Source organism: Pseudomonas sp. R43(2017) (assembly GCF_002112345.1).
Lineage (GTDB): Bacteria > Pseudomonadota > Gammaproteobacteria > Pseudomonadales > Pseudomonadaceae > Aquipseudomonas > Aquipseudomonas kribbensis.
This window is the reverse complement of sequence record NZ_NEHJ01000009.1, coordinates 140,027-156,714: the sequence shown is the minus strand read 5'-3', so window position 1 is coordinate 156,714 and position 16,688 is coordinate 140,027. Positions and strand designations below refer to the sequence as shown.

Sequence of the window (16,688 nt, the reverse complement as noted above, 5' to 3'; positions counted from 1 at the left end):
GGCGAGGGAGCTTGCTCCCTCGCCACTGTGTTTCAGAAGCGGGTCTGTACCGCCAGCTCAAAGGTGCGCGGCGTGCCCAAGTAGTACGCCGGCGACACATGGGCGAATTCGGCATACACCTCGTTGGTCAGGTTGCGCACCCGGCCGGTGACGGTGGTGTGCGAATCGACCTTGTAGCTGAGGAAACTCCCGAACAGGGTGTATGACGGCACGGTCATGGTGTTGGCATTGTCCGCATACACCGACGCCACGTACCGCGCATCAACCCCGCCTTGCCACTGTGGGGAAAAGTCATAGGTCAGCCATAGATTGCCGACCCGGTCCGGCACATTGGTCGGCGTGTTGCCCTTGCGTGAAACCACCACGCCGGCGGCGTTCTTCTCGTTGAACTCATCGTATTGCGCATCAACCCAGGCGAAATTGCCCTCGGCCAGCAGCTTGTCGGTGATCCGCAGGGAGCTGGCAATCTCGATGCCTTTTGACGTTTGCTGGCCAACCGGAATGCTGTTTGTCGGGTCCAGTGGATCCGTCACCGCAAAGTCCTTGCGCTCGATGGTGTAGGCGGCCACCGTCGCCGAACCGCGCCCGTTCAGGTAGTCGAACTTGCTGCCGATTTCCCATTGCTTGCCCGTTGAAACATCGAAGTCCTGAGTGCCATTGGGTTGTTCGGCGGCGGTGCTGTATTGCACATAGACATTGGCTGACGGAATGAACTGGTAGGTCAGGCCGACGCGGCCGGTGACCGGTTCCCAGCTGCGCTTGAGATGGCGCGGGTTGCTCGCCGTCACCGTGCGATGGTTGGTCACGTCCAGGTCGATGTCGTCATAGCGCAGGCCGGTGAGCAACGAAAGTTTGTCGGTCAGCGCCAGACGGTTCTCTGCGAATAGCGCCTTGGTGGTGACCTCGTTGGTCTTGTCGCTGACAAAACCGGGCTTCGTGCCCGGAATGTCATAGAAATGCCCCGGACGATAACTGTTCGGGTCCACGGTGCTCGCGCCTTTGACGTTGAGCGGCGAGTTGGTGGTCTGGTTGACCTTGTACTCGAAGCCGCCGGACCAGGTGGTGGCGAGGCCGAACAGCGTGTTGTCGTGACGCAGTTCGAACTGGTTGCCATCCTGCTCACCCTGGTGCCGGACCTGATAGGCCGTGGAGCGGTTCACTGCGCTGTTGTCGGCGTTGTACTGGTAGGTTTCCAGGTTGCGATAATCACGCTGGCTGTCGAGGTGATAGAGCGTGTTGCGCAGGGTTGTGCTGTCGTTGATCCGGTAGTCGATGATCGAGCGCACCCAGATCGTCCGTTGCTCGTAGCGACCGTCCTCGACGTTGTAGTTGTTGAAGCGGTTGTGCCGGTCGATTTTCAACTCGCCAGCCTTGGGGTTGAGCACCGGGGTGCCCCAGTACGGGCTGTCTTCGTGTTCGTCCTGATATTCCAGGGCCAGGGTGTGGGACAGGTTCGGCGTCAGGTCGCTGAGCAGCGAGAACGCCATGCTCCAGGCATCGCGTTCCTGACGGTCGATGTAGCCGTTGCTGGTGTTGTGGCTGACGTCGAGGCGCGCGTAATGCTGCACGTCGGCGCCGGGCTGGCTCAGGGCGTGGTTGAGGCCGAACGCGGTTTCGGTGGTGTCGTAGGTGCCGTAGCTGACCCGGCCTTCGGCGGCTTGCTCGTCGCGAGTGGCCAGTTTGGTCACGTAGTTCAGCGAACCGCCGACCGAGCCTGCACCGTTGATCAGCGACGACGGGCCGCCGACCAGTTCCACCCGGTCATAGATCCACGAATCCACCGGCCGTGCCAATCCGCCGGAAACGTTGACGCCATTGAACATCTGGGTGATCTGGCTGCTGGTAAAACCGCGATAGGAGACGAATCCGCCAAAGCCCGGTGGTGCGCTGGCGTTCACGCCCGGCAGAGTGTTGGCCGCGTCCTGAAAGTTTTGCGAGCCATGACGCTCGATGTCATTGCGATTGGCGATGGCCACCGATGCCGGGGTGTCGCGTACGCTCAAGCCGAGGCGTGAAGCCATGCCGCTGGACTGGTCGAGGCTCAGGCCAGGTTCGGCGGCGGATTCGCCGTCGATGGTGATCGGCGCCAGATCCACGGTGGATTGGGCCCAGGCGTTGACGGACAGGCAGCCGCACAGGCTCGCCAGCAAGGTAAGTTGTTTCATCGATTGAATCCTGAATGCTTGTCTAGGAGTCAGCGCACAGGCGAACGCCGCGCGTTGGCGCAGTGAACTGACAAATCAAAAAGGCAAAGACACTCAGGCGAGCGGCGGGGCGCGGGGATTGGCCGAAGGCCAGGTGAAGCGGGCAGGGAGGTCGGCACTGACGATGACCGGCAGCGGCGGGCTGTGTTGTTCCGGCAGGATCGCCAGGGTCAGGCTGGAGTTGAACGCCGGGCCCATGCCGCCGGTGGAACACAGCGGGCAACCGAAAGCCTTGGCCAGGGTTGGCAGTTTTTCTTCCGCGGGACTGGACGCGAGCGGCGCCTGGGTGCTCGGGTCGACGGCACAGAACTGACCGCCGATACCGTTGAGCTGCATTCCGACCATTTGCCCGTGACCGATGCTGCAGGCGAACACGTTGAACAGGACGCAGCAATAGAGCATCCAGGCCAGCAGTGAGCGATCGGAACGGGTGAATTTCATGGGGCGGCACTTTACCGCACCGCCGACCGGTCGTGCACATGGAAAAATGCCGGCTAGGATGTTTTGTTCAAGCCTCTTGAAAGGATTCTCGACCATGACCTTTGTGTTGGCTCAATGGCTGGTGACGATATTTGCGGCGATCAGCCTGATGCATGTGTATTGGGCGATGGGTGGGCAGTGGGCGGCCGTGGCGGTGATACCGCAGGTTCCGGCGGATAACGGCGGGCAGGCCCTCAGACCGGCGTTCAAGGCGTCAGGCTGGATCACGCTGGTGGTGGCGGCGGCCCTGCTACTGATTGCCGCACTGGTGTGCATGAGGGTGGGCTGGTGGTTTTCGCCGGTGCATCACTGGGCGTTGCAATGGGTGATCAGCGCGATTGCGCTGCTGATGTTCGCGAGGGCGATTGGCGATTCGGAACTGGTGGGTTTCTTCAAGGAAGTGAAGGGGTCGCGTTTTGCCCGGCTCGACACTTGGGTCTACTCGCCGCTGTGTCTGATATTGGGAGCCGGGCTGTTGGCCGTTGCCTGGATCTAGCTGCCGCTCTCGGTGCGTCGGCTGCTCACTTCAGCCGGCACATCGTCCCCGGCCATGCGCTTGCGGAACAGCGCCGCCCGCGCCAGTAGCAGAGTGGTCACCGGCACGGTGATCGCCAGCAGGATCGGGATCAGCCACGCGTGCAGCACCGGCCCGGACTTGAGCGCGGAAAAACAGATGATCGACGCCAGCGCCACGCACCACGCGCCCAGGGTCGAGGCCAGCGCCGGTGGGTGCATACGCTGGAAGTAGTCCTTCATCCGCAGCAGTCCGGTCGCACCGATCAGGGCAAACACACCGCTGAGCACCAGCAGGATCGCCACCGGTATTTCCACCCACAGAGACAATTCAGCGTTCATTCGATCACCTCGCCACGCAGGAGGAATTTCGCCAGGGCAAACGAGCCGACGAAGCCGAACAGTGCGATCAGCAGCGCCGCTTCGAAATAGGTGTCGCTGGAGTAACGAATCCCCAGGGTCAGCATCATCAGCATGGCGACGATGTACAGGTAGTCCAGCGCCAGTACCCGGTCCTGTGCCGATGGCCCTTTGAACAGGCGAAGCAGCGTCAGCACCATCGCCAGCGAGAACAGGAACAGCGTCAGCAGAATCGCATTCGACAGCAACGGGCTCATTCGAAAATCTCCATCAACGGCTGCTCGTAAGTGACCTTGAAGTGCTCGATGAATTGCGCTTCGTCATCCAGATCCCAGACGTGCAACAACAGAATGCTGCGGTCCAGCGCCAGTTCCGACCACACCGTGCCGGGTACGACCGTACAGATCATCGACAGCGCTGCCAGACCGTTGGCATCGCGCAGGTCCAGCGGCACCTTGACGAATCGTGAGCGGGGTGGCCGGCGACCTGCTTTGAGAACGCCCCAGGCAACTTGCAGGTTGGAGACGATCACGTCGCGCCCGACCAGCAGAAACAGGCGCAGGATTGTGCCAGGGCGGCGGATATGGATCTGTTGCGGGCGCAACTTGCGCATCATCAGCGGCGCGCAGAAACCCAGCGCCGCCCCCAGCAGCAGGTTGCCGGGGCTGATCGACAGGTTCAGCACCAGCCACAGCAACCACAATGCAAGTGACAGCCACGGAGCAGGAAACAGGCGCTTCATGGTTGCACCTCCAGCAGCGCAGCCTTGGCTTCCGGGCTCGGTACGGCGCGGGTGCCAAGCACCGCCATCACGTATTGCTGCGGGTTGTTCAACGCGTCTGCGGCGGCCTGGGTGTAACGCAGCAGCGGTTCAGCCTTGAAGGTCAGGGCGATGCTCAGGCCGAGCAGCAGGAATATCGGCGTGCATTCCAGTTTGCGCAACACGGGCGACGGGCGTTCCTCTGGCGACCAGAAGCGCTGGATGCCCAGGCGCGAGAATGCCATCAGCGAGCCGAGTCCGGTCAGGATTAACAGTGCCAGCAACGCCCAGGCAGCATTCGAGATCGGTTCGCCAGTGCCGAGCCCCAACGGATTGAGCAGGGCGCCGATCAGGCTCAGCTTGCCGATGAACCCCGACAGCGGCGGCATGCCGATGATCAGCAGCGCGCAGGCGATGAAGCTCAAACCGAGAAATGCCATGGTCCACGGAATCACCTGGCCGACCACGGCTTTCTGGTCATCGTCGAGGTTGATGCCCTTGACCGGTGGCTGCCATTGCTGGGGACGCGGCAGCAGCTCGTTTTCGTCTTCCAGCGGCACTTCGACGGCAGTGCGCGAACGTTCGATGAGTTCTGCCAGCAGGAACAGCGCGCTCAGGGCCAGTGTCGAGCTGACCAGATAGAACAGCGCCGCGCCGATCAGGTTCGGCTGGGCGAAACCCACGGCTGACAACAGAATCCCCGCCGACACCAGAATGCTCAGGCTGGCCATGCGTTCCAGGCGCTGTGCGGCGATGATCGCCACGCCGGCGCAGAGCATGGTCGCCATGCCGCCGTAGATCAGCCAGTCACCGCCAAAGTAGGCGGAAGCGCCGGCCTGACTGGAGAACAGCAGCGTCCACAGGCGCAGCAAGGTGTAGACGCCGACTTTGGTCATGATCGCGAACATCGCCGCCACCGGTGCACTGGCCGAGGAATAGGCCGGTACCAGCCAGAAGTTCAGCGGCCACATCCCGGCCTTGGCCAGGAACGCCACCGCCAGAATCGCCGCGCCGGCATGCAGCAAGCCGCGGTCGGCTTCCGGCACCAGCGGAATCTTCATGGCGAGGTCAGCCATGTTCAACGTGCCGGTGACGCCATAGATCAGCGCCGCGCCAATCAGGAACAGTGACGAGGCCAGCAAGTTGATCGAAATGTAATGCAGCCCCGACGACACCCGCGCCCGGCCCGAGCCATGAAGCAGCAAGCCATAGGACGCCGCGAGCAGCACTTCGAAGAACACGAACAGGTTGAACAGGTCCGCCGTCAGGAATGCGCCATACAGGCCCATCAACTGAATCTGGAACAACGCGTGGAAGCTCGAGCCTGCGCCGTCCCAGCGGGCCATGGCAAACAGCAGGGCGCTGACGCCGATGATGCCGGTCAGCACCAGCATCAACGCCGACAGCCGATCGACCACCAGCACGATGCCGAACGGCACCTGCCAGTTGCCCGGCAGGTAGACGCCGATGGAACCGGGCACGCCGGTGGTCTGGGTCCATTGCAGCAACAGCAGGGAAACCACAAGGCCCAGCATGGTGGAGAACAGGTTGATCTTCGCCTTCAGCGGCCGGTGCTTTTCGCCAAGCATCAGCATGATGGCGGCGGTCAGCAGCGGCAGCAGGATCGGTGCGGCGATCAGGTGTGTCATCGCCGTCATTCCTTGGGCTCCCTTCCGTCAACGTGGTCGGTGCCGGTCAGGCCCCGCGATGCGAGCAGCACCACGAGGAACAGCGCGGTCATGGCGAAACTGATGACGATCGCCGTCAGTACCAGTGCCTGGGGCAACGGGTCGGTGTAGTTGAGCAAGTCCTGTGGCACGCCGTCCTTGATGATCGGCTCCTTGCCGATGAACAGACTGCCCATGCTGAAGATGAACAGGTTGACGCCGTAGGACAGCAGGCACAGGCCCATGACCACCTGGAACGTCCGCGGACGAAGGATCAGCCAGACCCCGGACGCGGCGAGCACGCCGATGGCGATTGCGATGACTTCTTCCATCAGACGGCTCCTTTGATGGCAGCGGTTTTGTGACCCCGGACCGACTGGTGGGCGAGGGCGGTAAGGATCAACAGTGTCGAACCGACCACTACCGCGTACACGCCGATGTCGAAAAACAATGCACTGGCGATATGGATATCGCCCAGCATCGGCAGACTGAAATGCCAGGTATGCGTGGTGAGGAACGGATAACCCACCAACATTGCGCCGAGACCGGTGACCGTGGCGAACAGCAGTCCGGTACCCATCCAGCGCAGTGGCCGCAGGCTCATTTGCGCCTCGACCCACTGGGTGCCGGCGACCATGTATTGCAGGATGAACGCCACCGACATCACCAGACCGGCAACGAAACCGCCACCCGGCTGGTTGTGTCCACGCATGAACAGATAGAAAGACACCACCAGTGCAATCGGCAGCAGCAGGCGCACCAGCACCGCCGGCACCATCATGAAGCCGAGCGCGGTGTCGCTGGCCGAACGCGGGTTGACCAGATCGGTGACCACGTCCGGCGCCAGCAGGCGTTGCTGGGCTGGCAGTTGCAGGCTTTCTTTCGGTGGGCGGAAGCGGCGCAGCAGGGCGAATACGGTCAGCGCCACGGCCACCAGCACGGTGATTTCGCCGAGGGTGTCGAAACCACGGAAGTCCACCAGCATTACGTTGACCACGTTGCTGCCACCGCCCTCGGGAAGGGCACGGCTGAGGTAGAACGAGGAAATGTCGTTCGGTGTTTGCCGGGTCAGCATCGCGTAGGACAGCAAAGCCATGCCGCCGCCGACGGCAATCGACAGCAGCAAGTCGCGCAGACGCCGCACACGGGCCTTGCGCAGACTGCTTGGCAACGGCGAAACCTCTTCGATCCGCCGTGGCAGCCAGCGCAGGCCGAGCAGGATCAGCACTGTGGTCACCACTTCGACCACCAGTTGCGTCAGGGCCAGATCCGGCGCCGAGAACCAGACGAAGGTCACGCAGGTCATCAGGCCGCAGACGCTGACCATGGTCAGGGCGGCGAGACGGTGATACTTGGCCTGCCACGCGGCGCCGAGGGCACAGGCGATTGCCAGCAGCCACAGGGTCACGAACACGATGGAGCCGGGAATCTTCGGCCGGTCGCCCCAGCTCAGGCTGCTGTGCAGCATCGGGATCAGACCGGCGAGCACCGCCGCCAGCACCATCAGGAACAGCTGGGTTTGCAGGCGTTTGGTGCCGATCCGCCGTTCCAGTCGCCGAGCCAGGCGCATCATCGCGACGAGGCTGCGCTCGAACAGGCGCTTGCCGTTGAAGCGGCCCACCAGTGGCGGGAACTTGAAGCGGCCGCGCTTGAGCTGATTGCGCAACAGCAGATAGACCACGATGCCGCCGGACATGGCAATCAGGCTCATGATCATTGGCGCATTGAGGCCGTGCCAGATCGCCAGGCTGTATTCCGGCAGCACGCCGCCGACTACCGGCAGTGCAGCGGCCGCCAGCAACGGGCCGACGATCTGGGCCGGGAAAATCCCTACCAGCAGGCAGGTGAACACCAGCAGCTCAACCGGTGCACGCATCCAGCGTGGCGGTTCGTGCGGGGTGTGGGGCAGGTCGGTGGCAGTCGGGCCGAAGAACACGTCGACGGTGAATCGCAGCGAGTAGGCAACGCTGAACGTACCGGCGATGGTCGCGACGATTGGCAATGTCGCTTCAACCCACGCGGTGGCGTTGATAAACACGGTTTCGGCGAAGAACATTTCTTTTGACAAGAAACCGTTGAGCAACGGCACGCCGGCCATGGAAGCACTGGCCACCATCGCGAGAGTGGCAGTGAACGGAATCAGTTTGAACAGGCCGTTGAGCTTGCGGATGTCGCGGGTGCCACTTTCGTGGTCGATGATCCCGGCGGCCATGAACAGCGAAGCCTTGAAGGTCGCATGGTTGAGAATGTGGAACACTGCCGCGACCGCTGCCAGCGGACTGTTCAGGCCCAGCAGTAGTGTGATCAGGCCGAGGTGACTGATGGTCGAGTAGGCCAGCAGACCCTTGAGGTCGTTCTGGAACATCGCGCAGTACGCGCCGAGCAACAGCGTGGCGGCACCAGCGCCGCTGACGATGTAGAACCATTCTTCGCTGCCGGACAGCGACGGCCACAACCGTGCAAGCAGGAAGACCCCGGCCTTGACCATGGTCGCCGAGTGCAGATAGGCCGAAACCGGTGTCGGCGCCGCCATGGCGTGGGGCAGCCAGAAATGGAAGGGGAACTGGGCGCTTTTGCTGAGGGCGCCGATGAGAATGAGGGGAAGCAGGATGGGGTAGAGGGCATGTGCGCGAATCAGATCGCCGGCGGCCAGGACCTTGTCCAGGTCATAGCTGCCGACCACATGGCCGAGGATCATGACCCCCGCCAGCAGGCACAATCCTCCCGCGCCGGTGACCATCAGCGCCATGTAGGCGCCGCGCCGGGCGTCGTGACGATGGTGCCAGTAGCCGATCAACAGGAACGAGAAGAGGCTGGTCAGCTCCCAGAAAAACACGATCTGGATCAGGTTGCCGGAAATCACCAGCCCGAGCATGGCGCCCATGAAGGCCAGGAAGAACGCGAAGAAACGCGGCACCGGATCATCCGGCGACATGTAATAACGGGCATATAAGGAAACGAGGGTGCCGATGCCCAGCACCAGCATCGAGAACAGCCAGGCAAAGCCGTCCATGCGCAGGACGAAGTTCAACCCCAGGCTTGGCAGCCACGTGAACTCTTCGCGGATCACGCCGCCGTGGGCGATTTGCGGGTACAGCAAGGCGACCGAGACAGTGCCGATCAAAGCGACCAGGCCTGCCAGCAGGGATTCGGCGTTACGTGCGTTGTGCGGCAGCACGGCTGCCAGACAGCTGCCCACAAAAGGCAGAAGCAGTAGAACTATCAGGGACATAGGCTTCTAATCTGCGGAAGTTTGTGAAGCATCATACGTGCCAGCTCCCGGATCGCCAAACGCGAGGATGTCTCTGAATCCTACAAGGTAGTCGTAAAAACCTCGCTTAGCCTTCTGTCTCGCGCTCGAACTCTTCTGTGACCTCTTGTGTCGCTTTGCCCTTGGTCTTCAACTCACTGACAATCACCGCCGCCACAATCAGTCCCGCCCCCACCAATGCAATCGCAGGCAGACGCTCGCCGGCAATCCGCCCGGCGATTCCGGCCCACACCGGTTCACCGGCGTAGATCAAGGTCGCGCGGGTTGGCGAAACACTTTTCTGTGCCCAGTTCATGGCCACTTGAATCGCCGCACTCATTGCACCCAATCCCAGAGCTGTGCTGAGCAGCAGCCAGGAAAAGTCCGGGATCGCCTCGCCGGTCGGCACCACCATCAGAAACGACAGTGCCGAAGTCGTCGCCAGTTGCACCACCGTCACCCGGCGCACATCGACCTGCCCGGCATAGTTACTGATCAGAATGATCTCGGCCGCTATGGCGATGGCGCTGATCAGCGTGGCGATTTCCCCGGGACTGAAATTCAACGAAGCACCGGACGGCCCGGACAACAGCATCAAACCGGTAAACGCCAACATGATGCCGATGCTCGGCATCAAACCGGGACGTCGGCCGAGTACCAGCCATTGCAGCAATGGCACAAACGGCACGTAAAGCGCGGTGATGAACGCCGATTGACTGCTCGGAATGCTCTGCAAGCCAACGGTCTGCAAACCATAACCGAGCAGGATCGCCACGCCGATGAAGGCGCCAGCCTTGAGTTCGAACAGGGTCAGCTCACGCAGGTGCTTCCACGAAAACAGCGCCACGATGCTCGCCGCTGCGGCAAAGCGCAGGCCGACGAAAAACATCGGGCCGCTGACGGTCATCGCGTGCTGCACCAGCAGAAAGGTGCCGCCCCACAGCATGGTGATCAGCACAAGCACGCACTCGGCTTTGCTGAACCGGGAAAACCGCAGGGGAGTTTGGGGGGAGCTGGCTGACGTCATGATCTTGCGCACTTTTGAAGAGGGGACGCACAATGCGCCAAATGTTGCGCAGTATACTGCCCAACCCCAGCCAGTGAGCAATATAGTGCACAAAGATTCTGTTCAGCGGGCTTCGGTCCTGCAACACGTCAGCCAGAACGTCCGACGCCTGCGCCACGCCGCCGACATGAGCCAGACGACTCTCGCGGAAAAGTCCGGGGTCAGTCGGCGCATGTTGGTGGCGATAGAAGCCGGCGAGAAAAACGTCAGCCTGACCACCCTCGACCGCGTCGCCGAAGCCCTCGAAGTTGCCTTCAGCGATCTGATCCAGGCCCCGGACAATCGCGATCCGAGCCGGATCAACGAACTGGCCTGGGCCGGCAGCATTCCCGGCAGCAAAGCGGTGCTGTTGTCCAAGGCAGCCGCCACTCGGGAAGTGGAGCAGTGGGAATGGTGTTTGCAACCGGGGGAGGTCTATCCCTCGCAAGCGGATGCCGAAGGCTGGAGCGAGCAGATCTTCGTGTTCGAGGGCTGTCTGACCCTGATGCTAGGCGACCAGCCGCAGCACATCGCCGCCGGGGAGTTTTTCATGTTCGCCAGTAACCAGCCGCACACCTATCGCAACGATGGGGAAGTCGCGGCGCGCTTCGTGCGTAATGTGGTGATCTGACTGTTGCCGGGCCGACAGCAGATGAACAGTTTGCTCTTTTATTCGTGCAGATTGCTTTAGGTTGATTCCTCAAGATATTGATAAATAACGAAAAAATATTCAGGCATGACTCCTGCTAAAGGTTCTGGACCCTCATCCGGAAACTACGGAGTCGCCTCACATGACCGCTTCAAATCAAACCGCTAAACGCCTCCTGAACATCGGGAGTGCCGCTTGATGCCCCGCGAAATCCGTCTCAACGCTTTCGACATGAACTGCGTCGGCCATCAGTCGCCGGGCCTATGGGCACATCCGCGCGACCGCTCCTGGCAATACAAGGATTTGGAGTACTGGACCGATCTGGCCAAAATCCTCGAGCGCGGCAAGTTTGATGGATTGTTCATCGCCGACGTGCTCGGCATCTACGACGTGTACAACGGCAACGGCGAGGCGGCCATCCGACAGGCAGCGCAAGTGCCGGTCAACGATCCGCTGCAACTGATCCCGCCGATGGCACTGGTGACCGAGCACCTGGGGTTCGGTCTGACCGCTTCGTTGTCATTCGAACATCCGTATCCCTTCGCCCGACGCCTGTCGACCCTCGATCACCTGACCAAGGGCCGTGCCGGCTGGAACATTGTCACCTCCTATCTGGAGAGCGGCGCGAAAAACATCGGCCAGCAAGCCCAGACTGAACACGATGCGCGCTACGACTTCGCCGAGGAATATCTGGAGGTCTGCTACAAACTCTGGGAAGGCAGTTGGGAAGAGGGCGCGATTTTGCGGGATCGCGAACGGCGGATCTTCAGTGACCCGAGCAAGATCCACGAAATCCGCCACCACGGTAAACACTTCCAGGTGCCGGGCATTCACCTTTGTGAACCGTCACCGCAGCGCACGCCGGTTCTCTATCAGGCCGGGGCGTCCAGTCGGGGCAAGCAGTTCGCAGCCGAGCATGCCGAATGCGTGTTTGTCGCGGCACCGTCGAAAGTGCTGCTGAAGAAAACCGTGGCCGACATTCGCCGCCGCGCCGCCGAGGCCGGGCGCGATCCGTCGAAGGTCCTGATCTTCAATCTGCAAACCGTGATCCTCGGCGAGACCGACGCCAAGGCCAAGGCCAAGTTCGAAGAATACAAATCCTGGGTCAGCTACGAAGGCGCGATGGCGCTGATCTCGGGCTGGACCGGCATCGACTTCAGCCGCTTCAAACCGGACGAACCGCTCAAGCACGTACACACCAACGCGATTCAGTCTGCTGTCGAGGCGTTTTCCACGGCGGATCCGAACAAGGTCTGGACGCCAAATGAACTCGCAGACTGGGTCGGCATCGGCGGTTTCGGCCCGTTGTTCGTCGGTAGCCCGGAAACCGTGGCGGATCTGCTACAGGAATGGGTCGACGAAACAGGCGTCGACGGCTTCAATCTGGCCTACGCATTGACTCATGAAACCTTCATCGATGCAGTGGAATTGCTGGTGCCGGAGCTGCAAAAGCGCGGCGTCTATAAAACCGAATACGCGCCGGGGACGTTGCGAGAAAAGTTGTTTGGCAAAGGGCCGAGGTTGCCGGAGATTCATCCGGGCAGCGGATATCGAAATCTGGGCGAGCTGCATCGGCAGGAGAAAAAGGTCGCGTCTGTCTAGACTCGCTCGCAGCGTCTGCACGACACTGACTGGAGCAAACCCTCTGCAGCGAGAACGGCATGACTCAAACCGATACGACCGCGATCCGTCACGCTGACATCCTGATAGTCGGCGGCGGCCTCAGCGGTGCAATGCTGGCGGCGCAACTGCTGCGCCTGCCGGGCCGGCGGCAGATTCTGGTGATTGAACCCCGTGCCGAGCTGGGCCGGGGTGAAGCGTACAGCGCGGTTGAACTGGGCCACACGCTCAACGGTAACGCGGCGCGGATGAGCGTCGATCCGGACAATGCAGATGATCTGACCCAATGGCTGACCGATCACATTACTGGCGGCGGCTGGCCGGAGTCGGATCAGCAACATGTGCCGATCAGTGAACTGTTTCCGCCACGGGGGCTGTTCGGTGTCTACGTGCAGCAGCGACTGGCTGAAGCGCAGCAGGTGGGCGCGCAACATGGCTCGACTGTCGAGCACGTGCGCGCAGAGGTGATTGATGTACAGGTTTCAGCCGATTCGGTGCAGCTCACCTTGAGCGATGGCCAGCGGCTGCAAGGATTTTTTGCAGTGTTGGCGACCGGGATGTTCCCGGCTGCCCGTACGCCGCAAAAGCAATCCAGCGGCCTCAACGCCGCCGGGCTCGATCCGTGGGATGTAAGCGCCATGCGCCAGCTCGATCCGCAATCGACGGTACTGATCATCGGCTCCGGCCTGACCATGGTCGATGCCGTGGTGTCGCTGGAACAGGCCGGGCATCGCGGGCCGATCGAGGTGTTTTCCCGGCATGGGCTGCTGCCCCATGTCCGTCGGCAACCGCCGGCGTGGGTGGACTTCCTCGCCGAGGATCACAGCCTCCGCACGCCCCGGCAGTTACTGCGTGAATTGCGCCGGCATTGTCGGGAAGCAATCGAGCAAGGTATCGACTGGCAAGCGCCGCTGGATACGGTGCGCGCGCATATTGGTCGGCTGTGGAGCCAGGCGAGCGACGTACAGCGACGGCAATTCGTGCGGCATGTGCGGCCGTGGTGGGAAAGCCATCACCATCGCTCGCCGCCGCTGAGTGCAGAACTGGTCGAGCGTCTGCATCGCGAAGGGCGCCTGCATATTCATGCCGCGTCCTATAAAGGCCTTGAGCCGGTGTCGGGCGGTGGTGTCGGCATTCGCGTCCGCAGTCGGGGCGAGAGTGAAACGCACGTGGTGCAAGGCGCAGCGCTGATCAATTCCAGCGGTATCGAATACGACTGGCGCCGGGTCGATCGGCCTTTGCCGCAGCAGTTGCTGGCCCGTGGGCTGGTACAACCGGGGCCGTTGGCGCTGGGGATTGCGGCGGCAGTGGACGGTGCGGTGCTGGATGCGCAGGGAAAGGTGTCACAACGACTGTTCGCGATGGGCCCGCCACTGAGAGGGATGTGGTGGGAAAGTACGGCGGTGACCGATGTTGCGTCGCAGGCCAAGGCGTTGGCCGCGCGGCTGGTGGCTCAATAGTCGTAGGCGAATCCGGAGTCGTTTTGCGCGACGTAAAGATTCTGCTCCACACTGCCCCTGGCCTCACGGTCAATGCCAACGGTGTCGACATTCAGGGTGCCGGTCATGGCGACAGCGGGTCCGTCGCCATGTGCGCTGGCGATTGCGGCGGAAGTGGCACCGATCAGGGCGACGATAAACCCAAGGGCAATGAAGTCTTTCATGGGTCTGTACCAGAAAGTGGGAGGAAGATAACTGCCACTTTAGGGCTACAGACGCCAGAAGAAAAAACACCTTTTCAGATAGTTGTTATCAAAGACGTTGATGCGTGATCAGCGCGGCAGGGTATTGCTCAGCCAGCGCTGGCGAATTTTCTCCAGACGGCCGTCGGCGCGCAGCGTGTCCAGCGCCTGTTGCCAGCGTGCAACCTGTTTGGGATCGGTCTGGCGGGAGAACGCGATATAGGTGTCGCGCTTCATCAGCGGTATCTGATATTGCAGGCGGCCCGGTTCCATGCCCTGTTCGCGGGCCAGGGACGCGCTGGACAGCGTGTCGGACACCACGAAGTCCGTTCGTCCGAGACTGAACAGACGCATCATCTGCTCCGGGGTTTCCACACCATAGAGGTTGCTCAGGTCCTGTTCCTGCAGGTAGCTGTAGACCAGCCATTTGCGCGGCACGGTGATCCGTCCCAGATGATCGGCCTCGCGCAGGCTGCGGACCGGCGGCTGGAAGTTGTCGTGGGCATACAGCGCGGTTTCGACTTCGATCAGCGGCCCGACCCATTGATAGCGGTCATCCCGTGCGTCGGTGCGCAGCACGGTAAATACGCCGGTGTCCGGCGTCTCGCTGGCCATGCGCAGGGCACGCAGCAATGGCACTTGCTGCAGGTGAATGCGATCGCCGGTCTGCGCTGCCAGGGCCTGCACCACATCCACGCCGAAGCCCACCAGTTGATCGCCCTGAAGGAAATGCAGCGGAGGATGGTTGTCGGTGAGCAGTTGCAGATCTGCCGCATTGGCTGTCAGGGCCAGAAGAGACAACAGGCAGGCGGCAAAACGTTTCATGGATCGTCCCTGAAAATTCAATCGCCCAGCTTAGTACGCACGCGCGGTGGCTGTCGTGGGGAATCAGCGGGGCTTTTGTGTCAGAGAACAGGGCGGTTTGGTAGTGGCGATGCGCCTTGTGGGAGCGCGTGTGCTCCCACAAGGCTGCATCCATCACGAAGGGTCAGGACACCACGCGATAGCACGGCACATACGCCGCGCCACCCGGCAGTTTCATCCGGTGCTGGGCGACGAAGGCTTTGAGCAGCAGATCGAGCGGCTGCATGATCGCGGCGTCGCCACGGATCTGGTACGGGCCGTGTTCTTCGATCAGGCGAATGCCCTTGTCCTTGACGTTGCCGGCGACGATCCCGGAGAACGCGCGGCGCAGGTTGGCCGCCAGTTCATGGGCCGGCTGATCACGGTGCAACTTGAGGTTGGCCATGTTTTCGTGGGTCGGGTCGAACGGGCGCTGGAAGCCTTCGTCGATCTTCAGCAACCAGTTGAAGTGGAACGCGTCGTTGCGCTCACGGCGGAATTGCTTCACGGCCTTGAGGCCCGCCGTCATCTGCCGCGCCACTTCGGCCGGGTCGTCGATGATGATTTCGTAATGCTGCTTGGCTGCCTCGCCGAGGGTGGCGGTGACGAAGGCGTCGAGCTGTTCCAGGTACGGCGCGGCATGTTTCGGCCCGGTGAGAATTACCGGGAACGGCAGGCCGGCGTTGTCCGGGTGCATCAGGATGCCCAGCAGATACAGGAATTCTTCGGCAGTACCGGCGCCGCCCGGGAAGATGATGATGCCGTGGCCGACGCGGACGAAGGCCTCCAGGCGTTTTTCGATGTCCGGCAGGATCACCAGCTCATTGACGATCGGGTTCGGCGCTTCGGCAGCGATGATGCCCGGCTCGGTCAGGCCCAGGTAGCGACCGCCGTGGATACGCTGCTTGGCGTGGGCGATGGTCGCGCCTTTCATCGGGCCTTTCATCACGCCCGGGCCGCAGCCGGTGCAGATGTCGAGGCTGCGCAGGCCCAGTTCGTGGCCGACTTTCTTGGTGTATTTGTATTCTTCGGTGTTGATCGAGTGGCCGCCCCAGCACACGACGATTTTCGGCTCGACGCCCGGACGCAGGGTGCGTGCGTTGCGCAACAGGTGGAAGACGTAGTCGCTGATGCCCTGGGAGGTGCTGAGGTCGATGCTCAGGGCGTCGAGTTCGTTTTCGGTGTAGACGATGTCGCGCAGGGCGCTGAACAGCATTTCCCGGGTGCTGGCGATCATTTCGCCGTCGACGAAGGCGTCGGCCGGGGCGTTCAGCAGTTCCAGGCGCACGCCGCGATCCTGCTGGTGGATGCGGATTTCGAAGTCTTTGTAGGCTTCCAGAATGGTTTTCGCGTTGTCGACATGAGCGCCGGTGTTGAGGATGGCCAGGGCGCACTGGCGGAAGAGGGTGTAGGTGCTGCCGGTTCCGGCCTGGCTCAGTTGCTGAACTTCACGTTGGGAAAGGGTTTCCAGGCTGCCTTTTGGGCTGACCGAGGCATTGATTACGTGTCGTTGGGTCATGCAGTGATCCTTAAAACGATGTCATTGCCGGCCTGGCCAATGGCATCCGAATAGAGTGTATCCATGAATGAAGATGGCACGATCTGCGTGGTATCGC

The 16,688-nt window shown here is 61.8% G+C and carries 16 protein-coding genes; 4 read left to right on the top strand and 12 right to left on the bottom strand.

Annotated elements, in window-relative coordinates; genetic code table 11:
* Positions 1-32 precede the first annotated feature (32 nt).
* Both CAG02_RS24100 and CAG02_RS24095 read right to left on the bottom strand, forming a co-directional pair.
* Complete coding sequence (locus CAG02_RS24100) at positions 33-2,165, bottom strand: TonB-dependent siderophore receptor (protein ID WP_085711419.1); 2,133 nt, start codon at positions 2,163-2,165, stop codon at positions 33-35.
* A gap of 93 nt (positions 2,166-2,258) precedes the next feature.
* Entirely contained in the window at positions 2,259-2,645 is a 387-nt protein-coding gene (locus CAG02_RS24095; protein WP_085711418.1) for a DUF2946 domain-containing protein, read from the bottom strand.
* A gap of 94 nt (positions 2,646-2,739) precedes the next feature.
* Here CAG02_RS24095 and CAG02_RS24090 point away from each other — a divergent pair, with 94 nt between their 5' ends.
* Positions 2,740-3,180, top strand: coding sequence for a DUF3995 domain-containing protein (locus CAG02_RS24090; RefSeq protein ID WP_085711417.1), 441 nt, complete (start codon positions 2,740-2,742; stop codon positions 3,178-3,180).
* On the opposite strand, the gene CAG02_RS24085 is transcribed toward CAG02_RS24090, so the two are convergent.
* The 7 genes from CAG02_RS24085 to CAG02_RS24055 all read right to left on the bottom strand — a co-directional run bounded on the left by CAG02_RS24085 (position 3,177) and on the right by CAG02_RS24055 (position 10,261).
* Entirely contained in the window at positions 3,177-3,539 is a 363-nt protein-coding gene (locus tag CAG02_RS24085; protein ID WP_085711416.1) for a Na+/H+ antiporter subunit G, read from the bottom strand. The two genes, CAG02_RS24090 and CAG02_RS24085, sit on opposite strands and share 4 nt — an antisense overlap.
* Positions 3,536-3,814 (bottom strand): K+/H+ antiporter subunit F, encoded by a 279-nt coding sequence (locus CAG02_RS24080; RefSeq protein ID WP_085711415.1) that lies wholly within the window; start codon positions 3,812-3,814, stop codon positions 3,536-3,538. Before CAG02_RS24080 ends, CAG02_RS24085 begins: the two co-directional genes overlap by 4 nt.
* On the bottom strand, positions 3,811-4,299 hold the full coding sequence (locus CAG02_RS24075) for a Na+/H+ antiporter subunit E (protein WP_085711414.1): 489 nt from the start codon (positions 4,297-4,299) through the stop codon (positions 3,811-3,813). Before CAG02_RS24075 ends, CAG02_RS24080 begins: the two co-directional genes overlap by 4 nt.
* Complete coding sequence (locus CAG02_RS24070; protein WP_085711413.1) at positions 4,296-5,975, bottom strand: monovalent cation/H+ antiporter subunit D; 1,680 nt, start codon at positions 5,973-5,975, stop codon at positions 4,296-4,298. Before CAG02_RS24070 ends, CAG02_RS24075 begins: the two co-directional genes overlap by 4 nt.
* Positions 5,972-6,316 (bottom strand): Na+/H+ antiporter subunit C, encoded by a 345-nt coding sequence (locus CAG02_RS24065; protein ID WP_003192163.1) that lies wholly within the window; start codon positions 6,314-6,316, stop codon positions 5,972-5,974. Before CAG02_RS24065 ends, CAG02_RS24070 begins: the two co-directional genes overlap by 4 nt.
* A complete protein-coding gene (locus CAG02_RS24060; RefSeq protein WP_085711412.1) occupies positions 6,316-9,216 on the bottom strand; it encodes a monovalent cation/H+ antiporter subunit A in 2,901 nt (966 codons plus the stop codon). The genes CAG02_RS24065 and CAG02_RS24060 overlap by 1 nt, the downstream gene beginning before the upstream one ends.
* Before the next feature lie 106 nt (positions 9,217-9,322).
* Positions 9,323-10,261, bottom strand: coding sequence for a DMT family transporter (locus CAG02_RS24055; protein ID WP_085711411.1), 939 nt, complete (start codon positions 10,259-10,261; stop codon positions 9,323-9,325).
* 85 nt (positions 10,262-10,346) lie between these two features.
* Between CAG02_RS24055 and CAG02_RS24050 the strand changes: the two genes are divergently transcribed.
* The 3 genes from CAG02_RS24050 (at position 10,347) to CAG02_RS24040 (ending at position 14,008) form a co-directional block, all read left to right on the top strand.
* On the top strand, positions 10,347-10,910 hold the full coding sequence (locus tag CAG02_RS24050) for a helix-turn-helix domain-containing protein (RefSeq protein ID WP_085711410.1): 564 nt from the start codon (positions 10,347-10,349) through the stop codon (positions 10,908-10,910).
* 216 nt (positions 10,911-11,126) lie between these two features.
* The gene (locus tag CAG02_RS24045; RefSeq protein ID WP_085711409.1) at positions 11,127-12,530 is read left to right on the top strand and encodes an LLM class flavin-dependent oxidoreductase; all 1,404 of its coding nucleotides are present in this window, start codon (positions 11,127-11,129) and stop codon (positions 12,528-12,530) included.
* A gap of 59 nt (positions 12,531-12,589) precedes the next feature.
* Positions 12,590-14,008: an FAD/NAD(P)-binding protein gene (locus CAG02_RS24040; RefSeq protein WP_085711408.1), complete on the top strand. Its 1,419-nt coding sequence runs from the start codon at positions 12,590-12,592 to the stop codon at positions 14,006-14,008.
* On the opposite strand, the gene CAG02_RS24035 is transcribed toward CAG02_RS24040, so the two are convergent.
* The 3 genes from CAG02_RS24035 to ppnN all read right to left on the bottom strand — a co-directional run bounded on the left by CAG02_RS24035 (position 14,002) and on the right by ppnN (position 16,591).
* Entirely contained in the window at positions 14,002-14,211 is a 210-nt protein-coding gene (locus CAG02_RS24035; RefSeq protein ID WP_085711407.1) for a hypothetical protein, read from the bottom strand. The two genes, CAG02_RS24040 and CAG02_RS24035, sit on opposite strands and share 7 nt — an antisense overlap.
* A 108-nt stretch (positions 14,212-14,319) precedes the next feature.
* Positions 14,320-15,054 (bottom strand): ABC transporter substrate-binding protein, encoded by a 735-nt coding sequence (locus CAG02_RS24030; RefSeq protein ID WP_085711406.1) that lies wholly within the window; start codon positions 15,052-15,054, stop codon positions 14,320-14,322.
* Between the two features lie 163 nt (positions 15,055-15,217).
* On the bottom strand, positions 15,218-16,591 hold the full coding sequence (gene ppnN, locus CAG02_RS24025; RefSeq protein ID WP_085711405.1) for a nucleotide 5'-monophosphate nucleosidase PpnN: 1,374 nt from the start codon (positions 16,589-16,591) through the stop codon (positions 15,218-15,220).
* Positions 16,592-16,688 lie beyond the last annotated feature (97 nt).

What these genes read in the sequence shown, in the direction of transcription:
- CAG02_RS24100 (WP_085711419.1), bottom strand. Translation starts at nt 2,165, where the DNA reads ATGAAACAACTTACCTTGCTGGCGAGCCTGTGCGGCTGCCTGTCCGTC.
- CAG02_RS24080 (WP_085711415.1), bottom strand. Translation starts at nt 3,814, where the DNA reads ATGAGCCCGTTGCTGTCGAATGCGATTCTGCTGACGCTGTTCCTGTTC.
- CAG02_RS24045 (WP_085711409.1), top strand. Translation starts at nt 11,127, where the DNA reads ATGCCCCGCGAAATCCGTCTCAACGCTTTCGACATGAACTGCGTCGGC.
- CAG02_RS24030 (WP_085711406.1), bottom strand. Translation starts at nt 15,054, where the DNA reads ATGAAACGTTTTGCCGCCTGCCTGTTGTCTCTTCTGGCCCTGACAGCC.
- CAG02_RS24035 (WP_085711407.1), bottom strand. Translation starts at nt 14,211, where the DNA reads ATGAAAGACTTCATTGCCCTTGGGTTTATCGTCGCCCTGATCGGTGCC.
- CAG02_RS24070 (WP_085711413.1), bottom strand. Translation starts at nt 5,975, where the DNA reads ATGACGGCGATGACACACCTGATCGCCGCACCGATCCTGCTGCCGCTG.
- CAG02_RS24065 (WP_003192163.1), bottom strand. Translation starts at nt 6,316, where the DNA reads ATGGAAGAAGTCATCGCAATCGCCATCGGCGTGCTCGCCGCGTCCGGG.
- CAG02_RS24060 (WP_085711412.1), bottom strand. Translation starts at nt 9,216, where the DNA reads ATGTCCCTGATAGTTCTACTGCTTCTGCCTTTTGTGGGCAGCTGTCTG.
- ppnN (WP_085711405.1), bottom strand. Translation starts at nt 16,591, where the DNA reads ATGACCCAACGACACGTAATCAATGCCTCGGTCAGCCCAAAAGGCAGC.
- CAG02_RS24055 (WP_085711411.1), bottom strand. Translation starts at nt 10,261, where the DNA reads ATGACGTCAGCCAGCTCCCCCCAAACTCCCCTGCGGTTTTCCCGGTTC.
- CAG02_RS24040 (WP_085711408.1), top strand. Translation starts at nt 12,590, where the DNA reads ATGACTCAAACCGATACGACCGCGATCCGTCACGCTGACATCCTGATA.
- CAG02_RS24090 (WP_085711417.1), top strand. Translation starts at nt 2,740, where the DNA reads ATGACCTTTGTGTTGGCTCAATGGCTGGTGACGATATTTGCGGCGATC.
- CAG02_RS24075 (WP_085711414.1), bottom strand. Translation starts at nt 4,299, where the DNA reads ATGAAGCGCCTGTTTCCTGCTCCGTGGCTGTCACTTGCATTGTGGTTG.
- CAG02_RS24085 (WP_085711416.1), bottom strand. Translation starts at nt 3,539, where the DNA reads ATGAACGCTGAATTGTCTCTGTGGGTGGAAATACCGGTGGCGATCCTG.
- CAG02_RS24095 (WP_085711418.1), bottom strand. Translation starts at nt 2,645, where the DNA reads ATGAAATTCACCCGTTCCGATCGCTCACTGCTGGCCTGGATGCTCTAT.